Here is a 12112-nt window from a genome sequence, read left to right as displayed (position 1 = left end):
TAAGTCTCGCTAAAAACTTAACCGTAAATATTGGCGCGATCGCGCAGTTCTTTACCTGGTTTAAAGTGCGGAACGTATTTCCCTTCCAGATCCACTTTATCGCCGGTCTTCGGATTACGTCCGGTGCGTGGTGCGCGGTAATGCAAAGAGAAGCTGCCGAAACCGCGGATTTCAATACGCTCGCCCTGCGCAAGAGTCGAGGCCATATGTTCCAGCATCTCTTTAACTGCATCTTCAACCGCTTTCGCGGGAATATGAGGTTGCTGGGTTGCAAGTCTTTCAATCAATTCTGACTTGGTCATGATTCCTCCGGTTCCTTAAAGGCATAATTAGCTGCTGCATTGATTAAGGGCGGCCGTAGCCGCCCTTTGTCATTGATTACAGGACGAATCCTGTAATCTGTCAAGCTACTCGTCACCCTTTGTGCAGTTAACAGCACAAAGGATTTAGAGCACTCGATATTACTCGCCTTTAGCTGCTTTGAAAGCTTCAGCCATTGCGTTGTTAGAGAAGTTAGCATCTTCCTGTTTGTTAACAGTTGCGATTGCATCTTTCTCATCAGCTTCGTCTTTAGCACGAACAGACAGGCTGATTGCACGGTTCTTACGATCAACGCCGGTGAATTTAGCTTCAACGTCGTCGCCTACGCTCAGAACCAGAGTTGCATCTTCAACGCGGTCACGTGAAGCTTCAGAAGCGCGCAGGTAACCTTCAACGCCGTCAGCCAGTTCTACGGTTGCGCCTTTAGCGTCAACTGCAGTGACTTTACCGTTTACGATTGCGCCTTTCTTGTTCAGTGCAACCCAGTTGTTGAACGGATCTTCTGCGAGCTGTTTAACGCCCAGAGAGATACGCTCACGCTCTGCGTCAACCTGCAGAACAACTGCTGCGATTTCGTCGCCTTTTTTGTATTCACGAACTGCTTCTTCGCCTGCAACGTTCCAGGAGATGTCAGACAGGTGAACCAGGCCGTCGATGCCGCCGTCCAGGCCGATGAAGATACCGAAGTCAGTGATAGACTTGATTTTACCTTCAACACGGTCACCCTTGTTGTGGGTTTCCGCGAACTGCTGCCATGGGTTGTTTTTGCACTGCTTCAGACCCAGGGAGATACGACGACGTTCTTCGTCGATATCCAGAACCATAACTTCCACTACATCGCCAACGTTAACAACTTTGGACGGGTGGATGTTTTTGTTGGTCCAATCCATTTCGGAAACGTGAACCAGGCCTTCAACGCCTTCTTCGATTTCAACGAAGCAGCCGTAGTCGGTCAGGTTGGTCACGCGACCAGTCAGTTTGGTACCTTCCGGATAACGCTTAGCGATAGCTACCCATGGATCTTCGCCCAGCTGTTTCAGGCCCAGAGATACACGAGTACGCTCGCGGTCGAACTTCAGCACTTTAACAGTGATTTCGTCGCCAACGTTTACGATTTCGCTCGGATGCTTAACGCGTTTCCATGCCATGTCGGTGATGTGCAGCAGGCCGTCAACGCCACCCAGATCAACGAATGCACCGTAGTCAGTGAGGTTCTTAACGATACCTTTAACTTCCATGCCTTCCTGCAGGTTTTCCAGCAGCTGATCGCGTTCTGCGCTGTTTTCGGATTCGATAACGGCACGACGGGAAACAACAACGTTGTTACGCTTCTGATCCAGCTTGATTACTTTGAATTCAAGCTCTTTGCCTTCCAGGTGCAGCGTGTCGCGGACCGGACGAACGTCTACCAGGGAACCCGGCAGGAACGCGCGAATACCATTCAGCTCAACAGTGAAGCCACCCTTGACTTTGCCATTGATAACACCAGTAACGGTTGCAGCTTCTTCGTAAGCTTTTTCCAGCGTGATCCAAGCTTCGTGACGTTTAGCTTTTTCACGGGACAGCAGGGTTTCACCGAAGCCGTCTTCTACTGCATCCAGAGCAACGTCAACTTCGTCACCAACCTGGATTTCCAGCTCGCCCTGGGCGTTTTTGAACTGCTCTGCCGGAATGGCGGACTCAGATTTCAGACCAGCGTCAACCAGTACTACGTCTTTGTCGATAGCAACAACAACACCACGAACGATGGAACCCGGACGGGTTTCGATTTCTTTTAAGGATTCTTCAAACAGTTGAGCAAAAGATTCAGTCATGTTTAATCTTCAGGTTTCATATTTAACGTCCACCTGGCTCCATGCCGGATGGGGTTGTTTAACATACCCGCTGTCAATCCATTGCAACGGGGGTACTGCAAATTCGGTCGCACTTAAGCGAGAGCCAGTTTTTGGCGCGCGTATTGTAACGCTTTTTCAATCACTTGCTCAATGCTTAATCGGGTTGAATCCAAAACTAAAGCATCAGCAGCGGGAACCAGCGGCGCTACAGCACGATTACGATCGCGATAATCGCGTTCTTCGATCTCGGCCAAAAGGCGTTCAAAGTTAACACTAAAGCCCTTCTCCTGCAACTGTAGCATACGTCTATGCGCACGTTCTTGCGAGGAGGCGTCCAGAAAAATTTTCACCGGCGCATCCGGGAACACCACGGTGCCCATATCACGTCCATCAGCAATCAGACCTGGGGATTCGCGAAATGCGCGTTGACGACGTAATAACGCTTCACGCACGCGGGGAAACGCCGCAACCTGAGAGGCGGCATTCGCTACTTCCTGAGTACGTATTTCACCGCTGACATCTTCACCTTCAAGAATGACTTCCAGGTTGCCGTCTGTTGAGATAAAACGCACATCAAGGTGTGAGGCAAGCGGTACCAGAGCATCTTCAGATGTGACATCAACATGGTGATGTAACGCTGCGAGCGCCAGTACGCGGTAGATCGCGCCTGAATCTAACAGATGCCACTGCAATGCTTCCGCCATTGCCTTGCACAAGGTGCCTTTACCTGCACCACTTGGGCCATCAATGGTAATAACCGGGGCAATTGCCGTCATCTTTTTCTCCTTAAACGGGCGTACATTAACGTGAACGCCGCGCATTATACGCGCCAACGCCAACGATCGTTATCTTTGTGTGAAAAATGCAGAATCATTGAAGCTGAGTGTAGAATAAATAGGCAATCGGAGATGTCAGAATGTGCCGCACCCGAAAGTGCGGCAATAAAATCAGGCAGATGTACTAATACGAGCCAACTGTTCGAAATAATCCGGGAAGGTTTTGGCGGTACATTTTGGGTCAAGAATGGTCACCGGCGTGTCAGACAGCGCCACCAGCGAGAAACACATCGCCATGCGGTGATCGTTGTAGGTCGCGATGTCCGCAAATTGCAATGTTGCAGGCGGGGTGATGCGGATAAAGTCATGCCCCTCTTCCACTTCCGCGCCCACTTTGCGTAACTCCGTCGCCATCGCGAACAGACGATCGGTCTCCTTGACGCGCCAGTTGTAGATATTACGTAATGTCGTGGTGCCTTTAGCGAACAGCGCCGCCGTTGCAATGGTCATCGCCGCATCAGGAATATGGTTCATATCCATATCCACTGCGTTCAACTCGCCGTGAGTACAGGCAATAAAATCGTCGCCCCATGTAATGGTTGCGCCCATTTTCTCCAGTACATCGGCAAAACGAATATCACCCTGCATGCTGTTGCGGCCAATCCCGGTAACTTTTACCGTACCGCCTTTAATAGCACCTGCCGCGAGGAAATAGGAAGCGGAAGAAGCATCACCTTCAACCAGGTATGCACCCGGTGACTGATACTGCTGCTGCCCCTTCACGACAAAGCGCTGGTAGTTTTGATTTTCAATTTCAACACCAAACGTTTTCATCAGGTTCAGTGTGATATCAATGTAAGGTTTGGATACCAGGTCACCTTTAATTGCGATCGTCGTATCCTGCGGCGCCAGCGGCGCAGTCATCAGCAACGCAGTGAGGAACTGGCTGGAAACGCTACCGTCTACCTCAACCTGGCCTCCGGTAAAGCCACCACGCAGACGTAAAGGGGGATAGTTTTCCTGCTCCAGATAGTCAATTTTGGCTCCGCCCTGGCGCAGCGCATCAACCAGATGGCCAATCGGGCGCTCTTTCATGCGCGGTTCGCCCGTCAGCACGATGTCATTGCTGCCCAGACATAACGCTGCGGCCAGCGGGCGCATTGCGGTTCCGGCGTTGCCAAGGAACAGCTCAACTGCACCTTCTGCGTGCAACGCACCGCCATTGCCAACTATCTCGCAGCGGGTACGATCGGCAGAAAGGGTATAGCTAATCCCTAACGCATTCAGAGCATTGAGCATATGGCGAACATCATCGCTGTCCAGCAGATTGGTCAGGACAGTGGTGCCATTGGCTAATGCAGCCAGCAGCAAAGCGCGGTTAGAAACACTTTTGGATCCAGGCAGATTGATGGTGCCATCCACCCGCGCAATGGGTTGTAACGTCAGGGATTCCATGAAACTCGACTCTCAAAAAACAGACATAAAAACCCCACAGACGGGCTGTGGGGATGAAAAGTACAGCAGATTAGCCTCGGCGGCGTTCGAAATCGACCATGAAATCGGTCAGTGCTTTAACACCTTCAAGCGGCATGGCATTGTAGATGGACGCACGCATACCGCCGACCACACGATGCCCTTTCAGCGCGTGCAGGCCCGCAGCAAAAGACTCTTCCAGGAACAGTTTATCCAATGCGCTATCAGCCAGCTGGAACGGTACGTTCATGCGTGAACGGTTAGATTTCGCCACATCGTTACGGTAGAAATCGCTGTTATCGATTACGCCGTAGAGCAATTCCGCTTTTTGCTGGTTAATTTTATCCATCGCATTAACACCGCCCTGCTTTTTCAGCCATTTAAAGACCAGGCCAGACAGATACCAGGCAAAGGTTGGCGGCGTATTGAACATGGAATCGTTGTCATTCAGCACGGTATAGTCGAGGATTGACGGGCATGAGACATGAGCTTTACCCAGCAAATCTTCACGGACGATGACAATCGTCAGACCGGCCGGGCCGATATTTTTCTGTGCCCCGGCATAAATTACGCCATAACGACTAACGTCAAGCGGTGCGGAAAGAATGGTAGAGGACAGATCCGCCGTGACCACAACGTTGCTGGCAAAATTCGGCGTTTCATCGATCGCAATGCCATCGATGGTTTCGTTCGGGCAATAGTGCAGGTATGCCGCGTTATCAGAAAGTTGCCATTCACTCATCGGCTTAACAGCACGCAGGCCGTCCACGGTGACTTTGGCATCAATAACGTTTGGCGTGCAGTATTTTTTCGCTTCTTTAATTGCGCTGGCGGCCCAATAACCGGCATCGACGTAATCCGCGGTGGTTTTATCACCCAGAATATTTAAAGGGATACCCGCGAACTGCCCGCGACCACCGCCATGGCAGAACAACACTTTATAGTTGGAGGGGATGCTGAGAAGATCGCGAAAATCCTGCTCCGCTTCCTCTGCGACCTGGATGAATTCTTTGCCACGGTGGCTAATTTCCATCACTGACGTGCCAAGACCGTTCCAGTCACAAAGATCCTGTTGAGCCAGTTTAAGTACTTCTGCCGGTAACATTGCCGGACCTGAACTAAAATTGAAGACCTGAGCCATTTCCCCTCACCACGTTGTGTTGTTGTCCAATCAACATCCTGTCATTGACGATAATCCGGTGACAGACATTGGTATAAGTTATTCCTGTGGATATCGGTTTTATCATTCAGTGACACGCGCCGCAATGGGTAAAACTGGCAAGGGTAAAAATGTGTCATCGGTCACACAACAGAATCTATCGGATTGACGGGTAAAAACCGAGATTTTTGCTGTCAGGTAACCCGTTTTGCCCGACTGGCCTTCGACCATTCTGGATTTGCACAGCGCGGACATAATTGATGATCTCCGGCCTTCATTTGCACCACTTCGCTACAACGTATGCAGGCATAGTCCCCTGCTTCAGGTATTACTTTAAATCGTTGCGTACAACGTTTAGGCAGAATACTGAGCCCCGGCTTTACGTCTTCATCGGCAAAGAAGTAGACGCTGATTTGCCCATTCGTCTCCAGAATAGCCAGTTTCACTTGTCCCAATTGCTCCACGCCGTTCAAACGCAGTTCCATAAAGAATTCAAATTCCGTCATATTGGCGCTATTGAGCTTTGACCATGCCAGCTCGCCGTCTTCAATGATCACGACGGGTTTGCCCTCCAGCAGGTCCTCCATTTTTTCACTATGCGCCATTAGCCACATTACCAGCCGATACAGCACAGCAAGAGTAATAAAGACCACCAGCACCGGCAGCATCGGAACATCGTCATAAAACGCCACGTCTCCCGCGGCGGAACCCAGCGTAAGGATGATAAGGACTTCAAAAAGCGACATCTGCCTTACACCACGCCGCCCTGTAAGCTTTAAAAACAGAAAAACCAATATAAAGGTATAGAGACTGCGCAGCGCAACCTCACCAAGAAACTCCATTGGCACCTTATCCAGTGCCATACGCTGTAAATCGAATGCTTTCATTTTGTGCTCTTAACATTGTTGACTGTGTGAAAGCATAGCCAATAGTTTTATTTACGCTTGGGCTCCGGCAGCGATAGCGCCGTTCATTGAAAACCCGTATCATTGCGCGCTTTCCGTACGACAAAAGTGATTTTCATGACGCAAACATTTATTCCCGGCAAAGATGCCGCTCTGGAAGACTCCATCGCTCGCTTCCAGCAAAAATTACTCGACCTTGGTTTTCAAATTGAAGAAGCTTCGTGGTTGAATCCCGTCCCTAACGTCTGGTCTGTACATATTCGCGACAAAGAATGCGCGCTGTGCTTCACCAACGGTAAAGGTGCGACAAAAAAAGCGGCGCTGGCTTCTGCGCTGGGTGAATACTTTGAGCGTCTGTCGACTAACTACTTCTTTGCAGATTTCTGGCTGGGCGAAACTATCGCCAATGGCCCGTTCGTGCATTATCCGAACGAAAAATGGTTCCCGCTGACTGAAGACGACGATGTTCCAGAAGGTTTACTGGATGCACGTCTGCGTGCGTTTTACGATCCAGATAACGAACTGGCCGGCAGCATGCTTATCGATCTACAGTCTGGTAATGAAGAGCGTGGCGTCTGTGGCCTGCCGTTTACCCGCCAGTCTGATAACCAGACCGTCTACATTCCGATGAATATTATCGGCAACCTGTATGTTTCTAACGGCATGTCTGCGGGTAACACACCTAACGAAGCTCGCGTTCAGGGCCTGTCTGAAGTCTTTGAGCGCCATGTGAAGAACCGTATTATCGCCGAAAGCATCAGCCTGCCGGAAATCCCGGCCGAGGTGATGGCGCGCTATCCGGCAGTGGTGGAGTCCATCGCCACACTGGAAGCGGAAGGTTTCCCAATTTTTGCCTACGATGGCTCGCTGGGCGGCAAGTATCCGGTGATTTGCGTTGTCCTGTTCAACCCGGCCAACGGTACCTGCTTTGCCTCCTTCGGCGCACACCCGGATTTCGGCGTTGCGCTGGAGCGTACCGTGACTGAACTGCTGCAGGGCCGTGGTCTGAAGGATCTTGATGTCTTCACCCCACCGACCTTCGACGATGAGGAAGTGGCAGAACATACCAACCTTGAAACTCACTTCATCGATTCCAGCGGTCTGATCTCCTGGGATCTGTTCAAGCAGGATGCCGACTATCCGTTCGTTGACTGGAATTTCTCCGGCACCACGGAAGAAGAGTTCGCCACCCTGATGGCCATCTTCAATGCTGAAGATAAAGAAGTGTATATCGCTGACTATGAGCACCTGGGCGTTTACGCGTGCCGCATTATTGTTCCGGGAATGTCTGACATCTATCCGGCAGAAGATCTGTGGTTAGCCAACAACGCTATGGGCACCCATCTGCGTGACACCATTCTCTCTCTGCCAGGCAGTGAGTGGGATAAAGAAGACTACCTCAATCTGATTGAACAGTTGGATGAAGAAGGTTTTGACGACTTCACCCGCGTGCGCGAGCTGCTCGGTCTGGCGACCGGTGCGGATAACGGTTGGTACACCCTGCGTATTGGCGAGCTTAAAGTGATGCTGGCGCTGGCCGGTGGCGATCTGGAGCAGGCCCTGGTGTGGACCGAATGGACGATGGAATTTAACGCCTCCGTCTTTAGCGCGGAACGTGCAAACTACTATCGCTGCCTGCAAACATTGTTGCTGCTGTCTCAGGAAGAAGACCGTCAGCCGCTGCAGTATCTGAACGCATTCGTCCGCATGTACGGCGCTGAGGCGGTTGAAGCGGCAAGTGCGGCACTGAGTGGTGAAGCGCCGTTTTATGGACTTCAGCCAGTAGACAGCGATCTGCACGCATTCCCGGCACATCAGTCTCTGCTGAAAGCCTATGAGAAATTGCAACGCGCGAAAGCGGCACACTGGTCAAAATAGTGACAAACAACTTGCCTCGAGTAGGCTAAATGTATTGTCTGAGCTATATTACGGGGCGCTTAAAGCGCCCCGTTTTTTATTTTGGTCAAACCAAAAAATAAATGTAAAAGCAAGGTTAAATATTAGTAGTTGATATTAAAAAATTTAGCTTATTAATGTGGTTTTTTATCTCAATTACTCCATTTTAATTAACCGTCCCATAGGAGGCTGAAAGAAAAAATTCAACTCACTTTATAATTTTTAAAATTTATTTTTATATGGATAATCAACATGTTACACCGTAATCGCATAAAAACCATGCGTCTTACGGGCCTATAAGCCAGGCGAGATATGATCTATATCAAATTCTCATCTATAATGCTTTGTTAGTATCTCGTCGCCGACTTAATAAAGAGAGAGTTAGTGTGAAAGCTGACAACCCTTTTGATCTTATTCTACCTGCTGCAATGGCCAAAGTTGCCGAAGAAGCAGGCGTCTATAAAGCAACGAAACATCCGCTTAAGACGTTCTATCTGGCAATTACTGCCGGTGTATTCATTTCAATTGCCTTTGTTTTCTATATCACCGCCACAACCGGCACTGGTACTATGCCTTTCGGCATGGCGAAATTAGTAGGTGGTATCTGCTTTTCCCTGGGGCTGATCCTTTGTGTTGTCTGCGGTGCAGACCTCTTCACTTCAACCGTACTGATCGTCGTTGCTAAAGCCAGTGGTCGTATTACCTGGGGTCAGTTAGCGAAAAACTGGCTTAACGTTTATGTCGGCAACCTGATTGGCGCCCTGATCTTTGTGTTACTCATGTGGCTTTCTGGCGAGTATATGACCGCCAACGGCGCATGGGGGCTCAACGTTCTGCAAACAGCCGACCACAAAGTGCACCATACTTTTGTTGAGGCAGTGAGCCTTGGTATCCTGGCTAACCTGATGGTGTGTCTGGCCGTATGGATGAGCTACTCAGGCCGCAGCCTGATGGACAAAGCGTTTATCATGGTATTACCGGTCGCAATGTTTGTTGCCAGCGGTTTTGAGCACAGTATCGCAAACATGTTTATGATCCCTATGGGTATTGTAATACGCGATTTCGCCACCCCGGAATTCTGGACCGCAGTTGGGTCTTCTCCGGAGAATTTTTCTCACCTGACCGTGATGAATTTCATCACCGATAACCTGATTCCGGTTACGATCGGTAACATTATCGGCGGCGGTTTGTTGGTCGGGTTGACATACTGGGTCATTTATCTGCGTGGTAACGATCATCATTAATCTGTTGATGCCCATTACACGCAGTAAATAAAAAATCCACTTAAGAAGGTAGGTGTTACATGTCCGAGCTTAATGAAAAGTTAGCCACAGCCTGGGAAGGTTTTACCAAAGGTGATTGGCAGAATGAAGTAAACGTACGTGACTTCATTCAGAAAAACTACACTCCGTATGAGGGTGACGAGTCCTTCCTGGCTGGCGCAACTGATGCGACCACTGCACTGTGGGACAGCGTTATGGAAGGCGTTAAACAGGAAAACCGCACTCACGCGCCTGTTGACTTTGACACCTCCGTTGCTTCTACCATCACTTCTCACGACGCTGGCTACATCAACAAAGCGCTCGAGAAGATTGTTGGTCTGCAGACTGAAGCTCCGCTGAAACGTGCGATCATTCCGTTTGGCGGCATCAAAATGGTTGAAGGTTCCTGCAAAGCGTACAATCGCGAACTGGACCCGATGCTGAAAAAAATCTTCACCGAATACCGCAAAACCCACAACCAGGGCGTATTCGATGTTTACACCAAAGACATTCTGAACTGCCGTAAATCCGGTGTTCTGACTGGTCTGCCAGATGCGTATGGCCGTGGCCGTATCATCGGTGACTACCGTCGCGTTGCGCTGTACGGTATCGACTACCTGATGAAGGACAAATACGCTCAGTTCGTCTCTCTGCAGTCCGATCTGGAAAACGGCGTAAACCTGGAAGCAACTATCCGTCTGCGTGAAGAAATCGCTGAACAGCACCGCGCTCTGGGTCAGATCAAAGAAATGGCTGCTAAATATGGCTGCGATATCTCTGGTCCGGCTACCAACGCTCAGGAAGCTATCCAGTGGACTTACTTCGGCTACCTGGCCGCAGTTAAATCTCAGAACGGTGCAGCAATGTCCTTCGGTCGCGTATCCACCTTCCTGGATGCTTACATCGAACGTGACCTGAAAGCAGGCAAAATCACCGAGCAAGACGCACAGGAAATGATCGACCACCTGGTCATGAAACTGCGTATGGTTCGTTTCCTGCGTACTCCTGAATATGATGAACTGTTCTCCGGTGACCCGATTTGGGCAACTGAATCAATCGGTGGTATGGGCGTTGATGGCCGTACTCTGGTTACCAAAAACAGCTTCCGCTTCCTGAACACCCTGTACACCATGGGTCCTTCTCCGGAGCCGAACATCACTGTTCTGTGGTCTGAAAAACTGCCTCTGAACTTCAAGAAATTCGCCGCTAAAGTGTCCATCGACACCTCTTCTCTGCAGTACGAGAACGATGACCTGATGCGTCCGGACTTCAACAACGATGACTACGCTATCGCTTGCTGCGTAAGCCCGATGGTTGTTGGTAAACAAATGCAGTTCTTCGGTGCGCGTGCAAATCTGGCGAAAACCATGCTGTACGCAATCAACGGTGGCGTTGATGAAAAACTGAAAATGCAGGTTGGTCCTAAATCTGAACCGATCAAAGGCGACGTTCTGAACTTCGACGAAGTTATGGACCGCATGGATCACTTCATGGATTGGCTGGCTAAACAGTACGTCACCGCGCTGAACGTTATCCACTACATGCACGACAAGTACAGCTACGAAGCCTCTCTGATGGCGCTGCACGACCGTGACGTTATCCGCACCATGGCGTGTGGTATCGCTGGTCTGTCCGTTGCTGCTGACTCCCTGTCTGCAATCAAATATGCGAAAGTTAAACCGATTCGTGACGAAGACGGTCTGGCTATCGACTTCGAAATCGAAGGCGAATACCCGCAGTTTGGTAACAACGACTCTCGCGTTGATGACATGGCGGTTGACCTGGTAGAACGTTTCATGAAGAAAATTCAGAAACTGACTACTTATCGTAACGCTATCCCGACTCAGTCTGTTCTGACCATCACCTCTAACGTGGTTTATGGTAAGAAAACTGGTAACACCCCAGATGGTCGTCGTGCTGGCGCGCCGTTCGGACCGGGTGCTAACCCAATGCACGGTCGTGACCAGAAAGGTGCTGTTGCCTCTCTGACCTCCGTTGCTAAACTGCCGTTTGCTTACGCTAAAGATGGTATTTCTTACACCTTCTCTATCGTTCCGAACGCACTGGGTAAAGACGACGAAGTTCGTAAGACCAACCTGGCTGGTCTGATGGATGGTTACTTCCACCACGAAGCGTCCATCGAAGGTGGTCAGCACCTGAACGTGAACGTCATGAACCGCGAAATGCTGCTGGATGCGATGGAACATCCGGAAAAATATCCGCAGCTGACCATCCGCGTTTCTGGCTACGCAGTACGTTTTAACTCCCTGACTAAAGAACAGCAGCAGGACGTTATTACTCGTACCTTCACTCAGACCATGTAATTGGTTTTGACTGAAATCGTACTTTAAAAAGCGTACAATAAAGGCTCCACGTAAGTGGGGCCTTTTTAATAGCCTGCTTTGTCAGCTATCTATACTTATATACTCGATGGATTTCGAGTTGCATTGAGGCGGCAACGGAGTGAATCCCCTGGAGCATACAG

9 protein-coding genes are annotated in these 12112 nt (G+C 50.0%); 3 read left to right on the top strand and 6 right to left on the bottom strand.

From position 1 onward, the window contains the following. Positions 1 to 17 precede the first annotated feature (17 nt). The 6 genes from ihfB to OGY67_RS19890 form a co-directional block, all read right to left on the bottom strand. Positions 18 to 302 (bottom strand): integration host factor subunit beta, encoded by a 285-nt coding sequence (gene ihfB, locus OGY67_RS19915; protein WP_003035780.1) that lies wholly within the window; start codon positions 300 to 302, stop codon positions 18 to 20. A 159-nt stretch (positions 303 to 461) separates the two neighbouring features. Further along, on the bottom strand, positions 462 to 2135 hold the full coding sequence (rpsA, locus tag OGY67_RS19910) for a 30S ribosomal protein S1 (protein WP_003035776.1): 1674 nt from the start codon (positions 2133 to 2135) through the stop codon (positions 462 to 464). A 113-nt stretch (positions 2136 to 2248) separates the two neighbouring features. Continuing rightward, on the bottom strand, positions 2249 to 2932 hold the full coding sequence (gene cmk / locus OGY67_RS19905) for a (d)CMP kinase (protein ID WP_003831921.1): 684 nt from the start codon (positions 2930 to 2932) through the stop codon (positions 2249 to 2251). Between the two features lie 171 nt (positions 2933 to 3103). After that, a complete protein-coding gene (aroA, locus tag OGY67_RS19900; RefSeq protein WP_103015115.1) occupies positions 3104 to 4387 on the bottom strand; it encodes a 3-phosphoshikimate 1-carboxyvinyltransferase in 1284 nt (427 codons plus the stop codon). Positions 4388 to 4457: 70 nt separating this feature from the next. Beyond that, the gene (gene serC / locus OGY67_RS19895; protein ID WP_032942886.1) at positions 4458 to 5546 is read right to left on the bottom strand and encodes a 3-phosphoserine/phosphohydroxythreonine transaminase; all 1089 of its coding nucleotides are present in this window, start codon (positions 5544 to 5546) and stop codon (positions 4458 to 4460) included. Between the two features lie 212 nt (positions 5547 to 5758). Further along, positions 5759 to 6451, bottom strand: a complete 693-nt coding sequence (locus OGY67_RS19890; protein WP_286574430.1) for a DUF421 domain-containing protein — start codon at positions 6449 to 6451, stop codon at positions 5759 to 5761. A 135-nt stretch (positions 6452 to 6586) separates the two neighbouring features. Here OGY67_RS19890 and ycaO point away from each other — a divergent pair, with 135 nt between their 5' ends. From ycaO to pflB, 3 genes are all read left to right on the top strand, one after another. Further along, positions 6587 to 8347 carry a 30S ribosomal protein S12 methylthiotransferase accessory factor YcaO gene (gene ycaO / locus OGY67_RS19885; protein WP_111465822.1) on the top strand — a complete coding sequence of 587 codons (1761 nt, stop codon included), beginning with the start codon at positions 6587 to 6589 and terminating at the stop codon, positions 8345 to 8347. Positions 8348 to 8751: 404 nt separating this feature from the next. After that, a complete protein-coding gene (focA, locus tag OGY67_RS19880) occupies positions 8752 to 9609 on the top strand; it encodes a formate transporter FocA (protein ID WP_003831909.1) in 858 nt (285 codons plus the stop codon). A gap of 59 nt (positions 9610 to 9668) precedes the next feature. Then, the gene (gene pflB, locus OGY67_RS19875) at positions 9669 to 11951 is read left to right on the top strand and encodes a formate C-acetyltransferase (RefSeq protein ID WP_003035753.1); all 2283 of its coding nucleotides are present in this window, start codon (positions 9669 to 9671) and stop codon (positions 11949 to 11951) included. Positions 11952 to 12112 lie beyond the last annotated feature (161 nt).

It is taken from the genome of Citrobacter sp. Cpo015 (genome assembly GCF_030333035.1).
GTDB lineage: Bacteria > Pseudomonadota > Gammaproteobacteria > Enterobacterales > Enterobacteriaceae > Citrobacter > Citrobacter portucalensis.
Note: the sequence above shows the minus strand (reverse complement) of the source record. Positions and strands in the feature narration are given on the sequence as shown.